This is a genomic window from Corallincola spongiicola, from assembly GCF_004284785.1.
Lineage (GTDB): Bacteria > Pseudomonadota > Gammaproteobacteria > Enterobacterales > Neiellaceae > Corallincola > Corallincola holothuriorum.
The window spans coordinates 40,143-66,587 of the sequence record NZ_SHLY01000007.1 but is presented as its reverse complement, the minus strand read 5'-3'; the positions used below and the strand labels follow the sequence as shown (position 1 = coordinate 66,587).

The window sequence follows — 26,445 nt, the reverse complement described above, 5'->3', positions numbered from 1 at the left end:
GGAGCAGAAGTATGCAGTGGTATCTATTCGCTGGGTTGGCTATGGTAGCCAGCGCGGTGTTACCTGTTCACGCCCAGACGTGGACCAAACAACCGTTTGATGACAAATTCCGTCAGCTAGAAGAGATCTTGCCAACGCCGAATGACTATCGTACCGGCTCTGGTGCGCCCGGCCATAAATATTGGCAACAACAGGCGGACTACACGATCCAGGTAAAACTGGATGAAGAAGAGAAGCGAGTTACCGGTAGTGAGACCATCACCTACACCAATAACTCGCCAGATCGGCTCTCCTACCTATGGCTGCAACTGGATCAAAATCGCTTCGACAAAAACTCTGACTATAACTTGAGTATGCGGGCGCAAACCCGCTATGTGCTCAAGCCCTCTAACGCGGGTGACAAGCAATCGCTGAAAGATTTTCGTGGTCGCACTAGCCGTCAGAATTTCGAAGGCGGTTATCAGATCAGTAATCTAAAAGGTGCGAATGGCAAGCCGCTGCGCCATATCATCAATAAAACCATGATGCGTATCGATCTGGATCAGCCTTTGCTGCCGGGTCAACAGTTCAGCTTCAGCCTGGACTGGGAATACAACATGGTTGAAGCCAAGACCCATGGTGGCCGGGGTGGTTACGAGTGTTTTGAAAAAGATGGCAACTGTATCTTCCTGGTCGCGCAATGGTTCCCTCGCATGGCCGTTTACGATGATGTTAATGGCTGGCAAAACAAACAGTTTCTTGGCCGTGGGGAGTTCTCCCTCGAGTTCGGCAACTACGAGATCAGCTATGACGTACCCGCTGATCATATCGTTGCCTCAACCGGAACTTTGGTAAATCCCGAGCAGGTGCTCAGCGGGCCACAACAAGACCGCTTGAAAAGAGCTGAAACAGCGAAAAAGCCGGTGATGATCGTCACCGAAAAAGAAGCTCGCGCTAACGAAGAAGACGACACTAGCAAACGCAAAGTATGGACATTTAAAGCAGACAATGTCCGTGACGTTGCCTGGGCCAGCTCACGTAAGTTCCTGTGGGATGCATGGGGAGTGAAAAGCGGTGACAACACCGTTTTAGCGATGTCTTACTATCCGCAAGAGGGTAATCCGCTGTGGGAGCGTTACTCCACCCAAGCCATTGCCCATACTATCGAACAATACAATAAGTACAGCTTCGATTACCCCTACCCTGTGGCCATCTCGGTCAACGGCCCGGTGGGTGGCATGGAATATCCAATGATGACCTTCAACGGTCCTCGTCCGGAAATTGACAAAGAAGACGAGAGCAAACGCACCTACTCTCGTCGCACCAAATATGGTCTGATCTCGGTGATCATCCACGAAATTGGCCATATCTACTTCCCCATGATCGTCAACTCAGACGAGCGCCAGTGGACCTGGATGGATGAAGGTCTTAACACCTATCTGCAATTCCTGGCTGAGCAAGCGTGGGAAGAGAACTACCCTTCTCGCCGTGGCGAGCCGCGTAAAATTATCGATTACATGGTCAGTGCTAAACAGGTACCGATCATGACCAACTCAGAGAGTATTCTGCAGTTTGGTAACAACGCTTATGGCAAACCTGCCACGGCGCTGAACATTTTGCGCGAGACCATCATGGGTCGCGAGCTGTTTGATTATGCCTTCCGTGAATATTCACAACGTTGGAAGTTTAAACGCCCGATGCCTGCAGATTTTTTCCGCACCATGGAAGACGCCTCTGCAGTCGATCTGGACTGGTTCTGGCGCGGCTGGTTCTACAGTACAGATCATGTAGATATCAGCATCGACGATGTGCGGTTCATGCAGGTGAATACCGACGATCCTGAAATTGAAGCTGAATGGAAACGAGAGCGCCATGAAGCGGCACCACGCTCGTTAACCGAGCAGCGTAATGAAGAGTTGCATCGCCGTGTTGACGACTACAGTGAACTCAAAGACTTCTATAACGAACACGATGAGTTCACCGTTTCACCGAAAAACACCAAAGATGCCGAAGGCAAACTCAAGCCCTACGAAGAGTGGGAGCGGGAGCTGCTGGAAACGGAAGGCAATTTCTACCTGCTCGACTTCAGCAATGTTGGCGGCTTGGTGATGCCGATTATCCTAGCCATCGAATATGACAATGGCGATGTGGAAGAGTTACGAATTCCAGCCGAAGTATGGCGTCAGGATCCGAAACAGGCATCAATTCAATTGTGGCGCGAAGAGGTAATCACTCAAGTGACCGTTGACCCGCATTGGGAAACTGCTGACGCAGATATCAGCAATAACTTCTTCCCCCGCAAGATCCTGCCATCACGGTTGGAACTGTTCAAAGACAAGAAGAAGCGTAACCTGATGAAAGAGATGCAGAGCGAAGAGTAATACTCGCTGTTCAGTAAAAGCCGACGCATAATGGCGTCGGCTTTTTTGTTTGCCCGCTTTAAAAGAGAGTTAAAGATGCTTATCACCTTGCGCACACTATTTATTGCCTTGCTGCTGGGTTTCACCAGCACAACAGTCGCTCACACCTATCACGCTACACTGACCGACATGGTAGTCAATCAACAAACTGGCCAGCTGGAAGTGATCCATCGCTTCTTCGCCGATGATGTCGCTAAGGTGCTTAGTGCAGAAAGCAAACAGACCATCCGCTTTGATGATGCACTTACCTCCGAGCAAGTCAGCCTAATACGCAGCTATGTGGAGAATCACTTCAAGCTTTATGATGGCAACAACAATGAAAAAGCACTGCTTTGGGTAGGCACAGAGCTAGACACCCATTACCTGTTCATCTATCAGGAAGTCGCTGCTCCCACATCCTTTGCCGGTTATCAGCTGCAAAACAGCTTGCTCTTTGGCCATCTCCACCAGCAGGTGAATACCGTTAATATCCGGCTGAGTGAAGCGCTTAGCTCACTGGTCTTTACTCCTGACACGGTGCGCTTGCCACTGCAAAACTAACCCTATTAAGGTCCGCCCTCTCTCTATGGTTTTAGGCGGAGGGGGTAGCTCCCTTACGTTACAGATCACAGTGCTGTCACAGCAATATTCTCCTAGCAGTGAACCACTGGCACACTGAGTCGTATTAAGACTTATTGCTTTTTCGATCTGACCCTCATGCTGAACAAACTAACAGACTATTTTTTCCGCCCGATAGATGCTGCCTCTATTGCCGTGTTCCGCATCGGCTTCGGCTTTGTCATGTTCGCCGATGCCATTGGCCATCTGGGATTTGTTGATCTGGATAGTATGTATGTCACACCGGTCCTGTTCTTTAAATATTACGGTTTTGAGTGGGTACCGGTACTTAGAGAGGGCGTCTACTGGGTTTACGGTGTGTCGGCGCTCGCATCACTGGGATTAATGTTCGGCTGGCACTATCGACTGAGTGCTACCATCGTCGCCATCTGTAATGCCGCCATTTTTTTACAGGATCAAGCACAGTACTTGAACCACCTTTATCTGCTGATCCTGTTCAGCAGCCTAATGGTTTTTGTACCTGCCCATCGGTACTGGTCATTGGATGCCAAACGCCGCCCCAATATCGCCAGTGATACGCTACCAACCTGGTGCCTGATCCTGTTAATCGTGCAGCTAGAGATCATTCTCATCTATGCCGGTTTGGTTAAAATCAACCCCGACTGGCTGCAGCTTGAGCCACTCGCTTCATGGCTAGCCAAGCGCCAGGCTATGCCCCTAGTCGGTCAGCTCTTTGTTGACCCGACCGCGGTTGCCATTGCCGCCTATGGCGTCATCGCGCTGCATCTGGTCGGCGCCCCCTTATTACTGTTTAAACGCACACGCCTTTATGTAATTGGTGTGTACGCCTGTTTCCACACGCTGAATCACTTCGTGTTTGATATCGGTGTATTCCCCTGGGTTACCTTGTTTGCCAGCCTGCTCTGCTTCTCTCCTGACTGGCCACGACAGTTTTGGGCTAAACTCCGCCGCTTGCCCTACCACGCGCCACAGCTCACCCCCATTGCACTGCCCGGCACTCAGGTGAAAACCGCAATCACGCTCAGTGTATGCGCCTGGCTAGTTTTCCAAACCTTGGTGCCTGCCCGCAACCTGCTCTATCAAGGTGAGGTTGCCTGGAATGAGGGGGGACACAGATTCAGCTGGCGAATGAAACTGCGCAGTAAGCAGGGCTCGGCGACTTTCTATGTCAAAGATCCTGTCAGCGGTAAACAATGGAAGTTTAACCCACGACCAATACTTAATAGACGACAGAATTTTAAAATGCCCTGCCAGCCAGATATGATCTGGCAAATGGCACAATACGTGCAAAAGATATGGGCACCACAACAATTATCAGTGAAGAATGCAGAGGTCACCGTACGCAGCCACTGTCGTTTAAACTATCGCAAGCTGGCCATGTTTATTGATCCCAAAGTCGACCTGACCAAAGTACCGCGAGACTTAGGCAACAATGAGTGGGTACTTCCCCTGACGCAGCCGTTAAAGCCAAAACATCTCCCGGACTGGTTTCCTGTCAGTCATTAGGCGATCGTGCAAATGAAAACAGGGGGCAATACGAAAGATGGGAGTTGGCTAGCAATACCTAACGAAATATGCTGGTAAAACAGTGTTCTAGACTAAGCTTGATATGGCTAAGGAAAACGATTTCGGATGCAGGCAACGCTTTTGTCACAGTCAAAAACCAGTCTCGGCGATGAGTGGCGCTTTCAACCACCGGCACTGCCCAGGCCGCTGATTATAAAGCAGAAACTACTTAACCAGTTGGCAGAAACGCCATTGGTTGCTTCCGTAGTGGCCCCTTCTGGCTATGGTAAAACCGTATTGTCGGCACAGCTATTCGCACAATGGCAAGGGATGCGCGCCTGGTGCACCTTCGCCGACATAGATCTCCGCTTACATGATTTAGTGAGAATACTGATCGGTGCCTGCCAGCACGCACTGCAGTTTGATGAAGCGCTGCTGCAACGCATTCAACAAGGGTTAATCGATGATCCAAAATCACTGCTCGAATCCCTGTTACAACAACTGGCCGACAATCCCACACCCACCCTGCTGATACTGGATAACCTGCCAAAAATCGATACTCAGGATACGCTTAGCGCTCTAGACCAATTGATTGAACAATGGCCAAAGCAACACAAACTGTTGATCAATAGCAGTGCAACGGAATGGCAAAAGCATCTATCAATCACCAATATCGCAGCGCTCTGCTCACCCGCTTTAAATACCATTCGGTTCGATGACAAAGAAACCATCGCCCTGCTCGGTGATAGCTTATCTCCCGCATTACAATCGCTGGCACTGCCATTTATCGATGGCTCACCTGCAATCACCTGGATCGCCAAAAATGCTTGCCTCAACAAGCAGGAACTGGAAGCGATCAATAGTCCAGAAGAGCTCATAGAGCACGGCCAGAAAAAGATCACGGCAGCACTGCCCCCTGCTGCCCGTGAATTTATCCTTGCCAGTTCACTCATGGATTATTTCAACCTGACCTTAGTCGAGCAGATGCTGGAACAGGATTGCCACTCACTGCTTCCAGGGTTATTAAAGCAACAGCTGCTATTGGGGCAAAATGACGATCAGGGTTGGTTTCACTTTCATCAGTTATGGCGAGTAAAGCTGCGACAGGTACTGCTAAGTGAAAATGCCGATCTAGCCAAAGGGCTGGTGCGCCGGGCAGCCACATGGTGGATGGATCATAAGCAGCCGAAACAAGCGATTTACCTCGCCCGTACCACTGACGATGTGCAACTGATGCAACAGCTTGTGGCTGAGCACGGTTGGTTAATGTTCCAGCGGGGCTACCACCAACTGCTGAAAGAGACGCTGTTGGCAATACCAGAAACGATCCGAAAGCAGGATCCCGCCCTGCTGATGGTGGCAGCCAAGGTATTGTTGATTGACGATGTGCCCGCCGCTCATCAGGCACTTGACCAGCTAGCTGCACATATTGTTGATAATAGCGAAGCCAGTCGGGCAATTAAGGTCAGCCACGCCTGCCTTACCGCCACCTATGCATTGAAAGAGTGTGATCTTCCCCTGTTACGGCAATATGCCAAAACCGCTTATGAACTAGCACCAGTAGCGCCAGACATTCTGGTACCGTCGGCCTATGCCGCGTTGGCAGAGCAGCTATGGCTAGAAGGCGATATCGAGAAAGCCAGATTCCTCTGGCTGGGCGCACTGCAAGAAGCGAAAAAGCGCAACTATGTCACCGACCTCCTGTGGCAACTGCACTTTGTTGCTACCACCTTTTTCTATCAGGGCAATGCGGGCGCGGTGGCACGTTTTTACAATGAAGCCCACGAGCTCGAAAAGCGTAACCAGCTGGTATATAACGACGCACTTTGGTGTATCTATCGCACGGAAGCGGAACTGGCGCTGCTACGCGGTAACTGGGAGGTTGCGATTGCCGATACCCAACAGGCGATGCATATTACCCGCAGCTGGCCAGAAGAGGCACAGCTGCCTTGCCTGGTGTTAACCGCCCTGCACCACCTCGCCACCCAAGGTGATAACCATGGCTTTGCGGAGCAGATCGCACAGATAGAACGTATCACCCGCGACTATCAGCATCACCCTTTTGTCAGGCACCGCGCGGAACAATTACTACTGCACTGCTGGCATAAACAAAACGACGGCGTAAAAATGCAACGCTGGCTCTCTGAGCAGCTCAATCAGATCCATGGCCGGACACTGTTCGACCTCCATCACCGCCGCAATATCGCCCAAGCACATCTCTATTGTGGCGATATTGAAGCAGCTGAGGAGTTAGCAGAACAGACAGCAATCATGGCTGCGGAATACACCGCACACGCAGAGCAACTCAGCGCCCAATTTATCTGGCTACAAACTCAAGCATCCGTCGCCACAACCGAAATAGATATTTATCTGCATACACTACAGCAGCAACAGCGCTTGGGGGAAATCACCCTCTACGCTGAAGTATTCAGGGGCTGGTTACCCCGCTTTAATATCGGCGATGAAAGCTACCGGATAATTCAGGCCCACCTGCCGCCGAGTAGCCATTAGCCATACTCATTAACGGACGATTGCGGGGCTACAAGTCATATAGCCCCCTGCCGCCGTCAGTTTTCGGCAATGAAATAGCCACGCCGTTAACTCCTCTCCACCAACATAAAGTGGTTACGGCTACGCTTCCGTCGTAACAAAAATCCGCACCTCTGCGAAAACAGCCCCGAAAAAACGGTTTGCGTTGATTTGCATCAACCGAACACCACGAATACAAATCGAACTTATTCTCATTGTCATTAAAATAAAAATTCATTGGTCTCTGTTTATCTTTCACTCATCAGGGAAGTGGTCAGTATGAATAAGCCCCTTATCGCATCTGCAGTATTGTTTACTTTGAGCAGCGGGAACGCACTCGCAGCCGATCCAAAAACCGAGATCGAGCGTCTAAAAGATCGCCTCGAACAGTTGGAAAAAGCGCAGGATGAGCAAGCTAAAGCGAATGCACCCGCCAGCGAATGGAACAAATACATCACCGTATCAGGGGTCGTTGAAGTAGAAGCTGGCTATGCCGATCCGTTTGCAGGCGACAGCGAGAGCGATATTGTACTGGCGACCGCAGAGCTAGGGGTCACCGCTATAGTGCATCCATGGGTTGCAGCCGACATCGTTTTCCTTTACGAAGAGGATGAGACAGATCTTGAAGTAGACGTTGCCACTGTCACCATCGCTAACCCTGATGGCTCTTGGCATCTGCTCGCTGGTAAACAATATCTGCCGTTCGGAAACTATGAAACAAGCGCCATATCTGATCCGCTGACACTAAAAATTGGCGAGATCCTTGAATCAGCAGTTCTGATTGGCGTCGAAAATAGTGGCTTCCATATAGCTGGCTACGTATTTAACGGTGACCTCGACGAGGACGGTGATAACCAAATAGATAGTTTCGGTGCCACCGCTGGATACCGTTTTGAAAACGATAACAATGCGTTTGCTGCCAACGTCGGCTACATCAACAGTATCGGTGATGCAGATGCGCTGAGTGACACCCTCCCCTCCAGTGAAGTGCAGGAGTATGTCGGCGGTATCGCCTTCGACGCCACATACAGCTTCAGTGATTTCACCCTGATCGGCGAATATGTATCAGCCACAGACAACTTTTCAGCAGACGAAATAGCCTTTAACGGCAAAGGGGTTGAGCCGGCGGCCTGGAACCTGGAAGTTGATTACGCTTTTGCAATAGCCAACATGGGTGCCGTAGCGGCATTGGCTTATCAGGGCACTGATGAAGCGGTGGCTCTGGAGTTACCGGAATCGCGCATTGTTGCTGCGCTGTCGCTCGGTATTTTTGACAACACTGCGTTGGCGTTTGAGTACGCCTATGACACAGACTACGACGAGTCGGATGGCGGTACTGGTGAGAATGCCAGCACAATCACAGTACAGCTAGCTTACGAGTTCTAGCACCAGCTGAAAAAGATCAGTCGCCAAGGGCTCATGCCTGCCGATTTATCGACAGTTCCGTCCATGGGTCTTTGCGACTCTTTCACTGCCCCGCTTATAGTTGCCGGTTAACCTGGCCATAAGCTGCTGTTGCTTGGCAAACGAAACAGTTTCTAGTTGGCTCTGTAACTTCACCGCTTTTGTACCAGTAAATCGGGTGGCAAATTTTCTCCGGTGATAGATCTCCAGCGTTTCATTTTTAAAGGTAACGAACTCAAACCCGAGATCGCCCGCAAAAGACTCCTTCATCGTTTATCTAATCCTACTCGTTATTAAGCTGCTCAATGTGAGCCTGCAAACCATGCTCTGGAAAGGCGAAGTGGGTGTCTGCATCAGGGTTAGGTTTATCCCACGACGCTTTTGAGCCAACAAAAAGATGGGAGATCACCTCGGCATCCCCGATATCCTCAATTAACCCCGCAGGCACCCAATAGTATGGGGTATCTCGTAATGGGTTAGGCACTGGAGAGCCACATTGCAGGCAAAAATCCGAACGAAAGCCGGTCTGTTTTACCCAGCTTCGGATCTGCGACTGACCCTTAACAAGCTTAAATAGAGAGGTCGGTACGATAGTCGCAGCATTGGAATAGGTACCACTTTGCTTCCGACACAACTGACAATGACACTGATACAGTTTGATATGATCTTTGTTGATTTCAAACTCAACACTTCCGCAAAGACACTTGCCAATCATTGGGTAAACTCCGATTTAATATTTAAAAGATGATGCGTTTAATGACAGAAGCGTTAGCCATAAGTACAAAACTCATCAGCCTATTCGTCCTTGCTTGATAAATCTTATGTTTACTAAACGGACTCAATCATTCCCTTTATTTTCAATGCTTTTTCAAAGTGATCTAACTTATTTTCCATGATCCACCATGTCGCCGCTTCCATGAGCAATTCAGGATCATCATTCTTATTTGCGAAAAAAGCATAAAAAGATAAGCCGACATTTTCACCTTTGCTGGCAATTTTTTTGTCGCAGACCTCGATGATCTTTCTTCTTAAGCTTTCTTTCATCTTCCTTGCCGTTCCATTTCATAGGTTGTGATATGGCAAGACCTAAATGTCAGGCCGTAATGTGAGCCTGAAGTACCGGCAAAGAGATACCATTTGCACAGCAGGACCAAGTATTGAGAATTTGTCTCATATTCGACCAATCATTTCCATACACCGAGCAAAAAACAAAAAAGCCCAACGCAAAGCTGGGCAAATGAGAGAAAACCAGAAAGAACAAACGTCTTACGAGTCTGCTGTTAACAGCCATTTCAGCGCTACAGGAAAGCGAGCAGACCATGAGCGTTCGTTATGACCACCGGTTGGATCTTCAACGATCATCAATTGTTGCTCGGGGAATTTCTGCTCGTTCAACAAACGCTTCATCATGCGCATCTCATCAATAGCGGGTGGCTCCTCAGCCCCTCCATCCATGTACAAACGTAATTGAGCAGACAGATCGCCCGCCGTCACCAGCTCTTTGATTCCAGGGTACTTAGCATCTCCCAAGTTGACCCAAACCGAAGGGGAAAACGCCCCCACCATACCAAAGGTATCTGGTTGTGTTATTCCAGCATACAGTGCAAACAAGCCACCAAAAGAGCTGCCTGCGATGCCAGTACTGGTTGCGCCTGACAAGGTGCGGTAATTGCTGTCGATATAGGGCTTCAGCGTCTCCTGAATAAAGTCAATAAACTGATCAGCAACGGACTGCTCTGGCTGGCCCATAAAGCCAAAGTCCCAGGGAATATACTCATTGGCTCGTTTCGGTCCGTTGTAGATACCAACAATAATCACTGGCGGCATGGTGCCTGCGGCAATCTCCTTATCCAGGATCTCATCAATGCGCCACTCGCCAGCGAATGAAGTAAATTCATCGAACAGGTTCTGACCATCGGTCATGTAGATGACCGGATACTTCTGGGTGGATACACTCTGATAATCAGGAGGAAGATAGATAACTAAATCTGTCGTTCTGCCCAGCTGAGGCATATTGAAATCTGCGACTTGATGAACGTTTGGGCTGACGGTATCACCCAGCTTTAAGTCTGTAGGGAAATCCTCCCAGTTTTCAATCGTGATCTCTACCTGCTCATCAGCGCCTTTGTATTGGTAAAAACGGTCAGGTCTTAACTTTCCTGATTCAGCAACTTCTTTTAGCCGCTCATCACTGCGACGGGCAAAAAGAAAATAGAAATGATCGACATTAGGCTGAGGCACCTCCAAGTAATAGAAGCCGTCCTCTTCACGCGTGGCAGTATATTTCTCTATCACGTCTAGATTAAAAAAATCATCGAAGTCTGAAATCATAAAGATCTCGTCCTCTGATGGCGTAGAGTTCGGCACCTTAATTTTAAAGGTAACGCTAGCGATAACCTCTGGCTGACTGGCTGGCGGCGTCGATTCGCAACCAACCAAAGCCCCTCCCAAACTCAACACACTAGCAAGTGCGTAGCAAAACCAAGCCTTATTTATTTTCGTCATAGAAGATCCTTCTTTTAGTGAGATTTGAAGTTTGTATATGAAGGTACTGCTGTGGCTATTTTGCATGGGTTGGAGCCACTAATCTGTTCAAGAAATGATAGATAAATGTAAGAAAGTGAAAGAATTGAACAGACCCTAATGAAGAACTTCAACCCCTCGATCTAGCAAGGCAAAGTACCCATCGCTTATCGAAATTCACTCTTCATAGGGAGAAAGGTTAAAAAGCTAGCGCTATCGCTCCTGCGCATAGTAGTGATTGTGATGCACATGGATTGCTCTATCCGGTATTGAAGGGGGCACCTCTGGCTTATCATCCGCCTCAAGGCTAATGGTCTTGATATCACTGACCGCGATCCATGTATTGCCACACTTCAGAAATTTTGCCCCACCATTCGCTGACTTTGCCAACTCATCGGCATCTCCACGGAGACATTTATGCTCCTTGCCGTCCTTTGTAATGATTGTTGCTGCCATCGCTCTGCTCCATCGATAAATGAGACTAAAGCCTAGGGTAGGTTGGCAGCCTTTACCAATAGTGGCGGATCGCAAATACGCGTTATTCAGTAGCCTCTTTCAGCCTCCCGCTGTTGCAAAAACTCTTTTAACGAGCGCTGCTGACAACGCAACGTACCGCCCATCACACCCGCCAGTAACGCCGCCCCTTCGGTGACTGCGTCGTCGCATTCAACTTCAATCACAGGTACCTCCTGTTGCACCTGCTGCAATGCTGCCCCCCGAATAGGTGTCCCTGCAGGATGCATGATAGAAGTGGTGTATGCAGACGGCTGATACTGAACGGGGGCTTCCAACGCTTGCAGTTGCGATCGCAGTTGCCCGCGGCGGGAATACGTATCAACAAGAGCTGCGTCTGACGCTTTCGCTGGCTGGTCAAAAATACTCTGCGGCACTGCTTTGGCCTCGGGAGCAAAACTCTGCAGCGGCTTCTCGGGCTGAACCGCGTGCTCCTCCTCTGGCGGCGGTTCCACAGCCACCATCACTTTTGCTGGCGGGATCTGTTCAACGTGAGACGCTTCATCATCCAAAGGTTTTGGCAAAGCCTGGGGCGCGGATTTGGCGTCGGGCTTAACATCGTTGGCGGTGTTCGGTGCTGGTGTCGATGCTGTCGGTGTAGGTATCGGTGCAATAGGCGGGGGAATAGGCGTTGGCTGCTGATGATAGACATACACATCAATTTTGGGTGCAGGCGGAACCGGTTTAAACACGGGAATAGTGAGCTTATGAAACAGCATCAACAGCGCAGCGTGAAAAGCGATTGACCAGACAATCGTCTTATTGCTTAACTTCCATGCCATCACCCTGCCTACACCCTACATCACTGCTACAGGTTGTTCGGCCATGCTTTTTACATAAAGTTCACTTTTGTAACAAAGGGTTGAGTAGGCAGAAAAAGGTTCAATCGATAAACAACTACTTAGTTATGCTTTCTTGGCTTTCAATCATTTTTCCCTTGGCCGAGCCTATAACGTAAGCGACAAACATTCCGGCGAAAAAGTAGAGCCAAGCATAGTTTGACGGTAGCTCTGGATGTAGCTGCAATGTCCCGAACCCAACAGCCAACCAGATAATCAGACACATCAGCTGAAATATAAACGCAGTAACCCATAGCCACTTAGCAACAACCGGCTTGCCTGGTTTTGAGGTATTGACGAAAGACACCAGCGCCATCGCCGTCAGTAGCGGCATTAAAATAATGAAATTCTGAGATGTCACTTCTATTTGGCCTCCGGCCAGCTAACGCTTCCAACAAACAAATGAACTCATGCCCCAGGCGAGGCAAACAACGCAAAATCTAAGCTAGTTAGCTATCGCGCCGAAGGCTTATCTCACCACGACTAGCCTTGTTCTTGCTGCATTTGCAACTTGATATCGTCCAGCGCTAATAACACAGATTTACGAACATCATCCTTCACGTAGTAAAGCAGATCTGACAACGAGTAAGTGTCCTTAAAGCCACGCCCTTGATAAGTCTTACCGTCGATTGTAATCGCAATATGAGTCACTATCGGGGTCGACTCAAAATCAGGTGACTCCCCCAACTCAAAGACACTGAACTCACCATTATCTTCTCCCTTACAGCCGACGACATCATCCCCCTCGTCCATCGCTTTGGCTCGCATATCTTCAGAGATCGCTTCGCCGAGAAATCCGAGCCCGGCACTAAAGGCTGCTGTTTTATTCTTCCAGGATGGCAACTGACGATTAAAGTAAACATCAAAGCGGTTCAGCGATACCTGCTTATCACCAGTTTTCAGCTCTGTTTTTACGTAGCGATCGACAAACTGTAAGGGCGACGGTGCCAAGTCCTCATTGTCCAGCAGGGTAATACCGTGGCTGCAGGAGAAAACATTCAGCTTGCTAGTCCCAACTGATTCCTGTTTATTCTCGATAGTGACCTCACTCATCGGTGAAGACACGCCAAGAATGACCGGCTCATTTAACATCGAGTGATGTGCACAACCCGATAAACCAATCGAAGCAAACAGACCGATCCCACGCAACAACTTCTGCATAACTCACTACCCATAACAGTTTGATTTACAATGATGAAACCGAAGAAGACAGGAAAAAAGAAATGGAAGCAAGGAGCTAGATCAATAACTTTGGGATCGCACAAATACAGCATTAAATATTAAATTCATCCGCCTTAAGGCCAGCCGCAGCGAAATGCCCCAGTAAAAAAGGCGAGCCTCAAAGCCAGACTGTGCGCCACTGCTTACACCCATTTAGAATCAATGACTCTGACCCCTTTGATATAACCCCTTTGATATTTGGTTTCCTACAAATCGAATACCGAGTGCAGACTAAGCAAAGTACGTTGTAACTCTGGTCGCATTTCGTGATTCGATGACAATGCAGCTGCACTTTCATCTGCGAATTGCAGCATTGTGCGCTTAAAACCCTCTGCCACGCCCGGATCGACGCATATCGACAGATGGGTCAGCGCTATAGCAATCATGTGATCAAACTTGGGCTGTAACGACACTAATTTCTGCAGAGCAATCTTTAACTCAGCAACCAGGTCTGTCATCAGCGCTTTCACCAGCGGGCCTTGGTCTTTTTTCATGGCTTGCAGCTGCGGTTTAACGGCCTGCATCATGTCAGCCAAATCAACACGCTGTCCAATCGTAACGATGAGCAATAGATACAGAGCTAACGGCAGCTCTTTAAGGCTTTGCCACTGTTCGCAATTAAACTGTGAACGTAACGCCATCTCGCTCTGCTTCGCGCTTGTGGTCGGCGATAAATCGGGCAATTCAAACCAATGCAAACGGCCTGTTTCGAAGTCTCTCGTTACAGTTCGAGCCCCTTCGGCAATGTGCATCCCTATAAACTCAGCGCCGTTTTTGTCCAAGTAGCGATAAGTAACGCGATGAGAGCGCTTGTCATAGTTAAGTAGTCGATTACCCGCTGCTGCATAGAACATGTCATTGTCGGCCGTTATCAGTGCTCGAATCTTGAGGCCGGGAATATCTTCCATATCAAATTGCTCGAGCAAATAGCCATCACTCAACCGCAACCGAAACAGGCGCTGATAAACGCACCCGGGCAAAACATAACAATAGGTCACGCTGTCGCTATCGCTGCACACTTGATAAACACTGCAGTACACTGATATGCCGCCAGCAAATAAGGCAGTTAAGTCAGACAGGTCTCGCAAACCAAAGCGCCAGCGAACTGCATTCGATGCAATATCCAACGCGGCAAGCTCACCACCAGAGTGAATAACCAGACAATCGCCTAGGTACTCACAGAAATGGATCCCGGCGTTATCGATTACTTGCTGTAGGTGGTTGCTCCAAACGATAGATTGATCTTGCTGTGACAAACAAAGTAATTCGCCATCACGCAACTGCAATATCCAATACCTATCATGCGCCCAGCAGGATCTCGCGCTCGCCAGTTTGTCATCTGCCCAGATCAACTTGCCTGATTCTACCGCTCGGCATTCCAATCTTTGTAAATCGCCTTTGCTGACAAGGATCATTTCATTCTGGCTGACGGCAAGCACATCGCCTTCGAATTCTGGTAGTTGCCATAACAGTTCACCATTCGAAAGCGCTAAACAAAGAAAGCCACTTTCACTCGGCAACCATAGGCGACCAGCTATGACTTCCCCTTGATACACACTCGACTGCGCTTGATACGACCACACCAGCTTGGCATCCGATATCCGGTAGCAATGGACCATCGCGCCTCTGGAAACAATCCAGAAGTCTCCAGATTGCAGGTGATTACGAGTGTAACCAGAGCCTTGCAACTGCAGTTGTTCAACTAATTGTGGCGTTTTTACTTTTCGCACCATTGGCTATCCCTTGCTGAGTAAGAAACCGACTTAATCTGAAAATAAGATGATCCGCATATCGAGTGAATCTGAGTCGCCACTTTTGAAATTCAGCCGACTTGAACAATTCCTAGATACACACCATGCAGCCCATGTAGCTAAAACACCCAATCGAAGCGCAAATAATCAAAGAATAAGATGCGGTAGTCGATGATATCCCTAAAAATATCCAAGTGAACACGTATGAGCAATATCCTTTTTATTTAACCAGTTTTTCTGTGACAAATAGATAAATGAATTGAATTCAGAACTTCAAACTACCTAGCGTCCGCAGCCATGAGAGATAGGAGCGCAGCGGAAATGACTCCCTGTAGCTGCGATTGTTAGTGTCATAGGTAGGAACTCCACTGCGCCATGGCTGCACATTGGTCATCATCGCGTCGAGCGGGTGTTATTTTCTTGTCAGCTGTCCCTTTCCAGAAAAACTTCCCATAACCGTACTCATGGCTTCGTTCCTCAGGGATCGGGGATGGGCTCAAAAGCCAATTTGATGATCTGCATCGCTTCAATCAACGGGTCTAGAAACCAATGGCGCAGATAGAGATACGCAAAGTAGAAAAGGGATAAGAAAAAGGCGATAAGGCCGTAAATAACGAATTGGTAGCCGATGGGTAGCCCGTTGTCGTCCAGAAGCTGCTGGTTCTGTTCGGCCAAGTTGTCTTTAAGCTGGCGTAAATCATTCAAAGACAGATCAAGAAGCTCTAAATCAGCCTTGATGCTGGTGTTAAGTACTAAAAGGCGATCCGTGAGCTCTTCTAACTGCTCAACCTCTATCGCCTGAATGCCATCTTCGATCATTTTGGCCACTTCGCCACTCAGCAGAGCGACTTCACCAAATGACTGGTTAATCGAATTAACCAGCACACTTAATGCATTATTGGCTATCGCATCAAGCAGCGGTTTTAGAAAACCCACTAAGCCAAACAAAGCGCTAGAGACCTGATTTGCGGTACGCACCAACTGATCCGTTTCTCGTTTCACTTCATCCAGCGCTGAGTTAATTTTGGCTGCATCCGCTTTTATCTTGGCCCACTCAGCTTTGAACGTGTCGTCAATTATCCGTTTATCTTTTTCTACCTCTGCTTTTACTCGGCTGTAGATCAGTGCCCATTGCTCCTCCACCCGCTTTAGTTCTTGAGCGCCAGAGAGTTGTTTAATCTTGTCTTCAATCTTGTAGTAGGTAGTGCCAATTAAAACTGAATCCGCCTTGATTATTTCACTGTAGTGTTTGACTCCCTGATGAATGTGGAAGATCGCCATCGCTACACAAGCCAAAATCACCAGTGGCATAAACACCATGAGCAGTTTTGAAATGCCGTGCGTCAACCGAAAGGCGCGTTTGAATATGATCATATCGGTCTGCTTTATGCGAGTTGATCCAACTTTTAGCCTAGCCATTGGCGTGAACGAACAGGCCGTAAACGCTGCTTACCGAAGGAATTTTTGACTGGGCGCAACGCTTGCTTTGGTTGTATTAAGTGTGATTTGCTGATGTCGAAATAGTTGCCGACAATTAAAGGTTTGAGGAAGGTTTCATGACGGCTCATTGGCAGGGCAAAATCACCGAGGAGTGCTAAGGCTTTCAAATACCGTTCAATACAGGTTGTGATCGCATTAGACCGGTGTAGCGGTCAGCAGAAAACCATCCCGTCACCCCCTAAGGGTTTTCACAACATCGCCACGTGGCCATCACTGAGTACGGTGCGTTCGGCTTGATAGTGCCAATGGCTGGCGGTCACTTTCTGGGTGAGTAACTGTTCAGGCGCGCCTGAGGCGGTAATTTCGCCATTCTCTAAGAGACTATCCTTCTATTCTGGCAAGAATTAGCGGTCATCTATCAACGAAGATGATTCACAAAAAAGCCCGGCACGTGGTCGGGCTGGTATGTTGAAAGCAACAACGGTGAGATAAACGATTAGTACCTCTCAAGTACCACTGCGCCATAGGCCGGGATATGCAAGTCCTGGATATCATGGTGCTGATCGCCGTGACGGGTGGCCTCGGTAAAGTCCCAGATATTAAACGCTGGCCAACTCGTGTTTGCTAACTCTTTGTAATAGCCAGATACGCCTACCGAGTAGTGCCACCAGGTCGTTGGACCGAAATTCAGCACGATCAGGTACTTTCCGCCATCACGGGTAAACGCAGCGATCCCGTTGTCGTTATGGAGATGGCAGATCTCAATATCTGACCAGGAAAACGCTCCCATATTGGCTTTGCGGATCTCAAACATCCGTTGGAACCAAAGCAGGATCTTTTGCTGATAAGGCATGGTCTCGTAAGTGGTCAAACTTAAACGGTGATCCCACCAGCTGCCACCACCTTCAGGCCTGCCATTCTGACCAAACTGAAGCCACTCGCCACCCTCCTGGCCCATAAAGATCATCGGGATCCCGCGGGAGAAGATCGTCATAGCAGCCGCCAACTGGGACATATTCCAGCCCATACCATTACGGCCAATCTTCGCCACCCGTTTATCTTCGTTGCCCACTTCATCATGTGACTCAGTGTAATTCACCGCATCCTGCCAGTTATCGCCAAACGGTGTCAGCACCTTGCGCAGCTCGTCCAGATGCCCACCTGCCAATACGGACTTAGCATGATCGTGGAAACTGTCACACCACTGAGCATCGAATGGCCCATGCCAATCTCCGCCCCAATTGCTGTGTGTGTGTTCTTTGGTCACATACCAGTTATCTGGCAACTCCTCGGCAATCAATAACAAGTTGGGATCCAGCTGTTTCATTCGATAGCGAAGCTCTTTAATAAACGGCCAACCACTGACACCGCCTGGATAACGCACATGGTTCGCCCACGTATTCCCCTGATGGAGGATATGGGTCATATCGAAACGGAAACCATCGATATGGAACTCTTTGGCCAGATACAACAAGCTATTGATAAGAAAATGACGGGTCACATCACTGCCGAAGTTAAGCATCGGCCCCCAAGCTGTATCCCCAGAAACATACTCAGCTTGATTGAGCTGCCACAGTACGTTGTCTCGGTTACCTATATGATTCAGCACCACATCCAAGATCACCGCCATGCCATTTTGATGCGCCGTATCGACCAGCTTTTTCAGATCGTCCGGCGAGCCGTAGGAGTCCTCAATGGCATAGAAAAATGTGCCATTGTACCCCCAGCTGACATTGCCAGCGAAGGCATTCACCGGTAACAGCTGCAATGCGGTTGCGCCGGTATTTTTGATATAACCGGGCAGCTCTGCCGTCACCGTTTGCAGCGGATTCAACTCAGGGTAACGCCCACTAAAGCGCAGCGGGTGCAGCTGATAGATGCAGTAATACTCCCAGCCGGGACGCTGCCAATCGCCATCCTGCCACGGGTAATCAGACGCCGACACCAGCGAATTGCCATCTAAACCAGTGTGCTCAAGGCGACGGGCGGCGGGGTCTTGGTAGTAAAACCAAAGCCCGTTTGCCTGATACTTCACTCGAAAACGATAGCGCTCACCATCTTTGGGCCGAACACTGCCAGCCTTGGAAACCGAGCGGTAATACCAAAACTTTTTACTGGGTAACACACTCAATTCGATCGGGTTAATTTCCCAATCAGTAAAATCCCCCAGCAGCTGAACCTCGACGGCATGAGAGGCCACATGAAACACGGCATACCACTGGTCTTGCTCGACCACTAGACCAGGCGCGTAGTGTTCAAAAATATCATATTCAGATAGCAACGATGCGGCGATAGGATCGGCAAGATCTCCATCTCTTGTTGCCGCAGGCTGTTTTGTCTCAGACATAAATACCTCCGAAAGCAGTTGGAAATAGGACCGGACGGAACGTCCCGGACAACTCCCGAGGTACACCAGCACCACATCCTCTGGTGCTATCAAAGCTTAGTAAATAACCATAGTTTTAATAAGGTTAAATTTGGACAGGGTTTACTGCACGCAGTGCCAATATTGTTCGATTTTGATTTTTAAACATGGTGGAGCAATAGTGTCTGCGCTTCACTAGCGCATTTTGCGGCAATTTCGTGGGGCAAATGGATTTCTCTGAACTTCCCTCCAGCTGACAGACATACCCAAAAAAGCCGATTGTTCGCACTGTCTGCAGCAGAAAACCATCGTCACTGAGCCCCCGCACTGAGGCAATACCCCTCTTATTTATATGGTTTTATACAAAGGCGCTATGCTTATACAAATCGCTGTTCTTTTTTAAAGGTTCCAATCATTAATTGGAGCAGGTTCTCAACTCAAACAGATTTCTATTCTTAGGCAATGCCAGGAGGGTATGCGATGAAAATAGTACTGATTTGGTTGGTAATGGTAGGAGGATCAATTTGTTGTTTGCCCTTACTCAACTCAGCAAATGCAACAAACCACGGAGCACATTCTGGCCCTGGTCTAATAAGGTTTGAGAAGCCGATGCATCAAGGCTACCGATTAGATTGGTGTCTTTCATGGGCGACCAAATGTGGCCAACCTGCAGCCTCAGAATGGTGCAAGGTTAAATCATACAAAAAGGTAAACAGTTGGATACCTGCCTGGAACGTCGGCGGAGCGTCTCATACAAAAGTTTTTGAAACCGCTCAGATATGCAATCAAGACTTCTGTGACAGTTTTATGGAGATCACTTGCCGCTCATTGGAATCAGGTGTTTTCTTCGATTTTCTAGACCAAGCACCGAAAGCAAACTGGACAAGCTCTTGGCAGAAACTACCATTCCCTGGCGGCGCAACAGACTCGCGAGGCTTCGCGAGATACGTCGACAACGCAAAGCTTGAGGATAATCGGTTTTACGAACGAGTTCTGCAAACCCACCCGCAATGGCGACCTCATGGGCGCATCGCCGGACGTTATACCAACATCACCATTCCTAACGCTGGTGCCGACTTCCGTTCTGAAATAGGTTTTCTGGCAGGGGCATCGGGCTCAGATGGCGCATATTTCGAGATTTGGGCAGAGTTCCCGAACTACTCGGGCATTCCTTTGCGGCGGGAGTACCGTAAAAATCAAGATGGCCACGTCATCAACGATTTTAGCCAAGATCTATCCCGTTTCCGAGGTTTGACAGGCACCATAGCTATCACTGTCAATGCAGGTGAAAAGTCATCAGCTCAAGACTGGGCTGTGTGGGGAAGCCCACGGCTCGTTTCTATGAAAAACGAATTCAAATTTGGTGGGTTTGTTGGCGCAGCTGTTGGCTCGAAGCGCCAAGGCGATCGTTTACTGAATGCATGGGGAGGAAAATCAGGCTTGCTCTATGGCAATATAGTCATGCATTTAGCGTTTGCAGAAAGTGATACAGGCCTCGACCTTCCCGTTCAGCTAATTTCCTATTACAAAGGGCAAAAAATGGGCGTAACTGATTTAGGAATATTAAAGGCAAATCAAAAGACAATGTGGCGAACGCTTTCCAGAACGCAACTAGGCCGCTGGAAAGAAGAGATCATTTACAATGGCACTTATGTGGGTGAAATCAGGTACAACATTTCGAATATAGGAGAATAGAATTTAGTGACTTAATCACCCCCAGTAATAACAAGCTACCGCACAATATCCCCTAGGTTTCGGTAGCTTGGCCTCCATTTTTGCGCGTCTAACCTATAAGAGCAAACCTTCAGATCTTCGTTTTATAGCGCATACGGACATACAACGAACCGTCAACCCTCTCCGAGCGCTATCGCTTTCTCGAGAGACCCATTCCCAACCTTCTAAACAAGCGTTCCTGATATCCTGTAAAGAAGCATTGAGAACAGCATAAATCTGAGTCAGTTAGCCACCGGGTCGAGTGGCAGGCCAGACTCGCGGATACGATGCTTTAAGATACTGGCATTAGGGACCATGCTCTATAAAGCCAAGATAATCCGATAAGAAGAAATATCACACCTAAGACTGTATATGCAGAACCAATATATACTGCATGTCGGCCTTGGATATTTGTTTTACCTTCATCAATAGAAGAAAGTAAAAATTTAATTTTCCCTTTGGCAATGAACTTCTTCTTAAGAATAGTATTTATTCCTGACCATATAAAACTCAATGAGATCAAAATGATGGCGAAAATAAATAATAGGTCAAACATTTATACCCCCCTTCCCTTTGATTTATATTCGGCTCTACCCTTTACTAGCCCATATAAGCCTAACACGCTTGCAGCGGTGCCTATAGGAAATATAGGTAGCGAAATAAAACAACAAAAAAAACCGAACTTTCTTCCCCAAGATCTTTTTAACAAGCAGCCGATCGAAGCCACAAAAAATACGGCTCCAAATACAGAAGAAACAATTAGCCAGATGCTGTATCCAGGTTTAACTTTAACAATATCAAAAATAAATCCGCCTAAAAACATCAGTATCAACATACCAAACATTAACCAAATGTAAGCAGCAATCCTAGTGCAAGTATGATTGACAGATATGCTTTTATCTTTGACTAAATCCATATTGAACTTCTCTCAATAATTCCATTTTTAGAATGAAAAACTAAAATAAATTAGTTTGTTAGCGACGAAGTAGGAGAGCAATAACCGCTGCTCCCTTTGCCCCAGAGAAATGTAGCGATGAGTTGATGGGCTGTATTGCTATACTCTAAGAGAAAACACAGTCACACATTGACTTCTCAATACCCTTAGAATCAAATTCATTCTTTACAGAGTCTCGCAATGATATAGCTGCCTGGTATTGCTCTTCTGTAACTTCAATACCGCTGTACTTCTTTAAATCTTTCACACACGTATCAATATTACCACCTGAGCCGGAGAGATCGAAATAGGCCAACTGCTCCACAATTGACGAACCAAGTGTATCAGCTAGCTCAGTGGCGATATCGTCCATTGCCCCCCAACAGCCTTGATTTGCGGCTTTCAAGACCCAAGACTTTGCTTCCGCACGAGTCTCTTCGTTTTCAGAAAGAAGAACGCCATACAAGTGCATACCTTGCGTGGAGCCTAATAGAGCAGCTTTCTTTGCTGCTTCGAAAACCTCAGCTGGTTCCACACTATCAGTAGCTTCATTATATTCATCTTCATCATCGTACTCGTCAGCTTCCAATTTCCATTGAAGTGACTTGAGAGCTGACTCTGCTTTTTGAAGTTCATTATTCATATGACATTCCCTGTAGTGGTGATTGATCGAAAATAACAGCAGTAGAAAGCATCTTTCTTCCGATAACGGAGAGAATGTTTCCTTCTATGTCTGATTTGTAAAACCAACTCTACCAGTTTTTTAGCTTCCCAAACAGTTAGCTACCCCACAACTTTAGCTATTCCTAATCCGTGAACACAGAAAAAAAGTAGCTATATTAGAGCGTTACCAAATAACGACTAAACATGGATAAACAGCAGAAAGTCTGACGGCTCGAACAACAACCCGATAACAGGATCAAGCGTAACGCTGTGGTGTATTTCTAGCGACAAGAACACCAATACGCAGGTTTCATCAGCTTAAGAGACTGACAAAGTCGTTGAGTCACAACATCGCCACGTGGCCATCACTGAGTACGGTGCGTTCGGCTTAATTGAGCCAATGGCTGGCGATCACTTGCTGGGTGAGTAACTGCTCAGGCGCGCCTGAGGCGATGATTTTGCCATTCATCAATAGCTGAGTCCCTCCCCTCGCCTTTAAGCAAGCATCCCAGAGATCCTTTAAGAAACGAAAACAGCACAAAACTTGGTTCAGTTAGTGATCGTGTCGAGTGAATGTCCCAGCTCGTGCGTCCCTTTTGGAGACGATATCGCCGCTCCATTTCTCTTTATAATACGCTGTTCCTGATAAGTATTTAGGTAGCAAAAGCATTGACCACAATGTGGAGTCCGGATGGTATACCAACTGTTGATATTCAACACTTCGTTTGCCTTGCTGATCTAGCTTATCAGGACCAACGCTATATGAAACGCATCGGCCTTCAGACCAAAAGGTCTTTAACTCATATCCGGTAAAAGGATCTGTAGTGTCATTAGACAAGCTCAGATTTTCAATATTTTCAGAGTTACATTCTTCAGAACTAACCCCGGCAAGGTTTGCTCTAGAGTTGTTTGTTTCAACGACTTCCATTGCATCTAGATATAGATAACCAACCCTTGGCTCACTCCACTGAGCAATGGAATAGGCATGAGAAAACAAAGCAGAAAATGCTATAAACTTGTACATTATTACTCTTCTTTCCCTAGGATTAACTAGCAATATAACTGTCATTATTAAAGTTAAAAATGAAGCACCCCCAAAGATAAATAAATCATACACTTTCAACATCAATAAATGGAACAACAGATAGAGACAAGCGCCTAAAATTGAAGATGAAAATATATTGAAAAGCTTGATAGTCATAATCGATCCCCTAGTATTAGGTTCTCAGGAAATTGCTCCCTCACTCAACAAACATATATAAAGAAACCTAATATTAACACTATTGGAAGAAAGCTATCGCAAATAAGCCATAGTATCGAGTGAAGTCCCTCATCTCCTCTATTCCACAAACGTAAAGGATAATATAGGTGGACTAGGAAACCCACACCTAGCAATCTAAATAAATGTTACTGAAAAACAGTAAGTAAAATTTAAAAAATAAAAACTTCAATCAGTTATTGACAGCGCAAGCGAGTGCATCCGCGACAATTATGTGTTCCAGACAAACATGCTTGAATTTAAAAAATAATACAAATAGACATTACAATTACACAAGCTAATTTATTATTTTTACCAGGTTTTATTATTTTACAAGTCTCAATATCACTTGCAGCCAAGAAAAAGGTCATAACATTTACGATTAACTTAGCAGAATTTGCATGTTCAAAACTAGATTTTTTGATGAGTATTATTAATGCAGCCAGAATTATTGATAATGCACTTAAATATCTAATTTGCTCCTTGAATATAATGTACTGGAACACCCCTCTTACAAACTAAAAAAGCCTACGAAACCAACGGCAAGGATCAATGAAAACGGAAAACATCTGATTCAATTAGCTATTCTATTTAGCGGCTGTAACAGCTGTTAGTATTGAAACCTAACCATAAATAGGAGGTTCCATTGGCGCCATGTTATGGATATCAAGCGCAGGCTCTATTGGATTCAAGGGTGTACGTAAAAAATTCTTAACTGCCGTGAAGCCAAGTTGCAATGAGATAAGCGCACAGATGACGGATTCAGGAGGATAGGTAAAAGACGTTACGCCAGCGGTAACAGTGCACACGTAATGATAACTTCCGGCAAACGCCAAAAAGCCGAAAAACACACTACCGATAGATAAACAGGCTATTTTGTTCATTCGCAACTCCTTTTGAATCTGAGAGTGGGTGAAGCTCCCTCCATCTAAGCCAATTTTGAAAGTTGACTCTACCCTGTCGCACAGACACGGATAAGGTCAAGATATCATCAGCTTAAGCGACTGACAAAGTCGTTGAGTCACAACATCGCCACGCGGCCATCACTGAGTACGGTGCGTTCGGCTTGGTAGTGCCAATGGCTGGCGATCACTTGCTGGGTGAGTAGCTGTTCAGGCGCGCCTGAGGCGATGATTTTGCCATTCACTAATAGGCTGCCCTGATGGCAGTATTGCAGCACCTGGTTGAGGTCATGCAGTACGGCCATCACGCCGTAGCCTTTCTCTTCCGCCAGTTTCCGGGCGAGCTTTAAAATGGCGTGTTGCTGACCTAGATCCTGCGCCGATGTTGGTTCATCGAGTAGTAACAGCGGTGTGGATTCAGCCTGACTCAGTTGCAGTAAAACGCGCGCCAGTTGCACTCGCTGGCGCTCACCGCCAGACAATGACGGATAGCTGCGATCGGCAAAGCCGAGGCAGTCGGCTTGCGCCATCATTTGCTGCACCTGTTTTTGCCCCTCTTGGCGTGAGAGTGTCAGTGGCGTTAAGCCCAGCGCCACCACTTCTTGCGCGGTAAACGGGAAGCTGAGTTGGCTGGCTTGCGGCAAGACACCTAAGTGGCGCGCTCTGGCTAGCGCAGGCCACTCCGACAATGCTCGGCCGTGCAGCTGGATATCGCCGCTAGCGTCCATATCACCGCTGATCACTTTCAGCAGAGTCGATTTGCCTGCGCCGTTGGGGCCAAGCAGCCCCACCATCTGCCCGGCACTGGCAGTAAATCCATCCACATTTAACAGCACGTTGCCCGCCACCTGACAACGGACATGATTAAGTTGCAGCATGGTTAACCCCAGCGTTTGCGTTGCTGGATCAGCAAAGCCAAAAAGAATGGTGCGCCAAGCAGCGCGGTTAATAGTCCCACCGGCAGTTCGGCCGGTTGCACTAGAATACGAGCCAGCAGATCGGCGGTAACTAACAAGCACGCCCCTAATAGGGCTGATAGTGGCAGTAGCGCGCGATGATCCGGCCCAGTGGTCAGGCGCACTAAGTGGGGCACGACTAAACCAATAAATCCAATAATACCGGCGCAGGCAACGGTAACGCCCACCCCGATAGCGGTCAGTATAATCAGCTCTATTTTTAAACGCTCAACGGGGATCCCAAGATGGCGTGCTTCCGCCTCGCCCAATAACATGGCATTAAGCGCGCCCGCGCGACGTTGAAATGCAAAGGCCACCGCCAGCATGGTGACAAAAGCTAACCACAAATTGGCTTGCCCTGCCCCAGCCAACGATCCCATCTGCCACACGCTGAGTTCGCGTAGGCTTTGGTCATCGGCAAAGTAGCTAAGAAAACCAATCGCAGCCCCCGCAAAGGCGGCAATGGCCACTCCCGCCAGCAGCAATATCAATACCGATGTGCCCTGGGACGATTGCGCTAAGCCATACACTAATAAAGTGGTGAGTAGCCCCATCACAAATGCTGCGGTAGGTATCGTCCACGCCCCCCACGCTGCGGGAAATACCACGATGGCCAATATCGCGCCGACCGCCGCACCCGATGACACGCCGATAATGCCAGGATCGGCCAACGGATTACGAAACAACCCCTGCATCACGGTGCCACATTGTGCCAACGTCGCACCCACGCAGATCGCCAGCAATAAACGCGGCAATCGTAGCTCTAATACGATCACCTGTTGATACGGTGCCAGTTGGCTCATGGGCTGTTCAAACCAGCCACCGAAAACAGCATCGAACAGGGTTTTTATACTTTCACTGGCGGGCAATGGCATCGCTCCAGACACCAACGACAGTGCGGCACCCACCATTAACAGCGCACTAAGTGAACTGGCGGTATAACCGAGAGA

The 26,445-nt window shown here is 48.0% G+C and carries 23 protein-coding genes; 7 read left to right on the top strand and 16 right to left on the bottom strand.

Translation table 11 applies throughout. The features are described 5' to 3' along the window. The first annotated feature begins 11 nt into the window (after window positions 1-11). The 5 genes from EXY25_RS16120 to EXY25_RS16100 all read left to right on the top strand — a co-directional run bounded on the left by EXY25_RS16120 (window position 12) and on the right by EXY25_RS16100 (window position 8,399). Window positions 12-2,360 carry a M1 family metallopeptidase gene (locus EXY25_RS16120; protein ID WP_207232185.1) on the top strand — a complete coding sequence of 783 codons (2,349 nt, stop codon included), beginning with the start codon at window positions 12-14 and terminating at the stop codon, window positions 2,358-2,360. Window positions 2,361-2,435: 75 nt separating this feature from the next. Beyond that, window positions 2,436-2,939 carry a DUF6702 family protein gene (locus tag EXY25_RS16115; protein ID WP_130567667.1) on the top strand — a complete coding sequence of 168 codons (504 nt, stop codon included), beginning with the start codon at window positions 2,436-2,438 and terminating at the stop codon, window positions 2,937-2,939. 156 nt (window positions 2,940-3,095) lie between these two features. Next, complete coding sequence (locus EXY25_RS16110; protein ID WP_130567666.1) at window positions 3,096-4,484, top strand: HTTM domain-containing protein; 1,389 nt, start codon at window positions 3,096-3,098, stop codon at window positions 4,482-4,484. 126 nt (window positions 4,485-4,610) lie between these two features. After that, entirely contained in the window at window positions 4,611-6,995 is a 2,385-nt protein-coding gene (locus tag EXY25_RS16105) for a winged helix-turn-helix domain-containing protein (RefSeq protein ID WP_130567665.1), read from the top strand. Between the two features lie 297 nt (window positions 6,996-7,292). Next, complete coding sequence (locus tag EXY25_RS16100; protein WP_130567664.1) at window positions 7,293-8,399, top strand: LbtU family siderophore porin; 1,107 nt, start codon at window positions 7,293-7,295, stop codon at window positions 8,397-8,399. 45 nt (window positions 8,400-8,444) lie between these two features. On the opposite strand, the gene EXY25_RS16095 is transcribed toward EXY25_RS16100, so the two are convergent. The 11 genes from EXY25_RS16095 to EXY25_RS16045 form a co-directional block, all read right to left on the bottom strand. Continuing rightward, the gene (locus tag EXY25_RS16095; RefSeq protein ID WP_207232184.1) at window positions 8,445-8,687 is read right to left on the bottom strand and encodes a hypothetical protein; all 243 of its coding nucleotides are present in this window, start codon (window positions 8,685-8,687) and stop codon (window positions 8,445-8,447) included. Window positions 8,688-8,700: 13 nt separating this feature from the next. After that, window positions 8,701-9,132 carry a GFA family protein gene (locus tag EXY25_RS16090; RefSeq protein ID WP_130567663.1) on the bottom strand — a complete coding sequence of 144 codons (432 nt, stop codon included), beginning with the start codon at window positions 9,130-9,132 and terminating at the stop codon, window positions 8,701-8,703. Between the two features lie 113 nt (window positions 9,133-9,245). Next, a complete protein-coding gene (locus EXY25_RS16085; protein ID WP_114339085.1) occupies window positions 9,246-9,461 on the bottom strand; it encodes a DUF6500 family protein in 216 nt (71 codons plus the stop codon). Between the two features lie 222 nt (window positions 9,462-9,683). Further along, window positions 9,684-10,922 (bottom strand): alpha/beta hydrolase, encoded by a 1,239-nt coding sequence (locus tag EXY25_RS16080; RefSeq protein WP_165419386.1) that lies wholly within the window; start codon window positions 10,920-10,922, stop codon window positions 9,684-9,686. 231 nt (window positions 10,923-11,153) lie between these two features. After that, entirely contained in the window at window positions 11,154-11,396 is a 243-nt protein-coding gene (locus EXY25_RS16075; protein WP_130567661.1) for a hypothetical protein, read from the bottom strand. An 86-nt stretch (window positions 11,397-11,482) separates the two neighbouring features. After that, window positions 11,483-12,235, bottom strand: coding sequence for a hypothetical protein (locus tag EXY25_RS16070; RefSeq protein ID WP_130567660.1), 753 nt, complete (start codon window positions 12,233-12,235; stop codon window positions 11,483-11,485). Window positions 12,236-12,350: 115 nt separating this feature from the next. Next, the gene (locus EXY25_RS16065; RefSeq protein ID WP_130567659.1) at window positions 12,351-12,653 is read right to left on the bottom strand and encodes a hypothetical protein; all 303 of its coding nucleotides are present in this window, start codon (window positions 12,651-12,653) and stop codon (window positions 12,351-12,353) included. Between the two features lie 122 nt (window positions 12,654-12,775). Then, window positions 12,776-13,453: a hypothetical protein gene (locus EXY25_RS16060; protein WP_130567658.1), complete on the bottom strand. Its 678-nt coding sequence runs from the start codon at window positions 13,451-13,453 to the stop codon at window positions 12,776-12,778. A gap of 266 nt (window positions 13,454-13,719) precedes the next feature. Continuing rightward, window positions 13,720-15,246, bottom strand: a complete 1,527-nt coding sequence (locus tag EXY25_RS16055) for a PQQ-binding-like beta-propeller repeat protein (RefSeq protein WP_130567657.1) — start codon at window positions 15,244-15,246, stop codon at window positions 13,720-13,722. 495 nt (window positions 15,247-15,741) lie between these two features. Beyond that, the gene (locus EXY25_RS16050; protein ID WP_130567656.1) at window positions 15,742-16,638 is read right to left on the bottom strand and encodes a hypothetical protein; all 897 of its coding nucleotides are present in this window, start codon (window positions 16,636-16,638) and stop codon (window positions 15,742-15,744) included. Between the two features lie 562 nt (window positions 16,639-17,200). Further along, the gene (locus EXY25_RS16045) at window positions 17,201-19,051 is read right to left on the bottom strand and encodes an alpha-amylase family glycosyl hydrolase (protein ID WP_130567655.1); all 1,851 of its coding nucleotides are present in this window, start codon (window positions 19,049-19,051) and stop codon (window positions 17,201-17,203) included. A gap of 498 nt (window positions 19,052-19,549) precedes the next feature. On the opposite strand from EXY25_RS16045, the gene EXY25_RS16040 reads away from it, so the two are divergent. Both EXY25_RS16040 and EXY25_RS16035 read left to right on the top strand, forming a co-directional pair. After that, window positions 19,550-20,764, top strand: coding sequence for a hypothetical protein (locus EXY25_RS16040; RefSeq protein WP_130567654.1), 1,215 nt, complete (start codon window positions 19,550-19,552; stop codon window positions 20,762-20,764). 542 nt (window positions 20,765-21,306) lie between these two features. Continuing rightward, a complete protein-coding gene (locus EXY25_RS16035; protein WP_130567653.1) occupies window positions 21,307-21,639 on the top strand; it encodes a hypothetical protein in 333 nt (110 codons plus the stop codon). Between the two features lie 204 nt (window positions 21,640-21,843). Here EXY25_RS16035 and EXY25_RS16030 read toward each other — a convergent pair whose 3' ends face one another. From EXY25_RS16030 to EXY25_RS16010, 5 genes are all read right to left on the bottom strand, one after another. Then, window positions 21,844-22,359, bottom strand: a complete 516-nt coding sequence (locus EXY25_RS16030; protein ID WP_130567652.1) for a hypothetical protein — start codon at window positions 22,357-22,359, stop codon at window positions 21,844-21,846. A 573-nt stretch (window positions 22,360-22,932) separates the two neighbouring features. Next, window positions 22,933-23,580, bottom strand: a complete 648-nt coding sequence (locus EXY25_RS16025) for a hypothetical protein (protein ID WP_130567651.1) — start codon at window positions 23,578-23,580, stop codon at window positions 22,933-22,935. Window positions 23,581-24,260: 680 nt separating this feature from the next. Further along, entirely contained in the window at window positions 24,261-24,521 is a 261-nt protein-coding gene (locus EXY25_RS16020; protein WP_130567650.1) for a hypothetical protein, read from the bottom strand. Window positions 24,522-24,658: 137 nt separating this feature from the next. Further along, window positions 24,659-25,417 (bottom strand): heme ABC transporter ATP-binding protein, encoded by a 759-nt coding sequence (locus tag EXY25_RS16015; protein WP_114339067.1) that lies wholly within the window; start codon window positions 25,415-25,417, stop codon window positions 24,659-24,661. Window positions 25,418-25,419: 2 nt separating this feature from the next. Further along, complete coding sequence (locus EXY25_RS16010; protein WP_130567764.1) at window positions 25,420-26,406, bottom strand: FecCD family ABC transporter permease; 987 nt, start codon at window positions 26,404-26,406, stop codon at window positions 25,420-25,422. Window positions 26,407-26,445 lie beyond the last annotated feature (39 nt).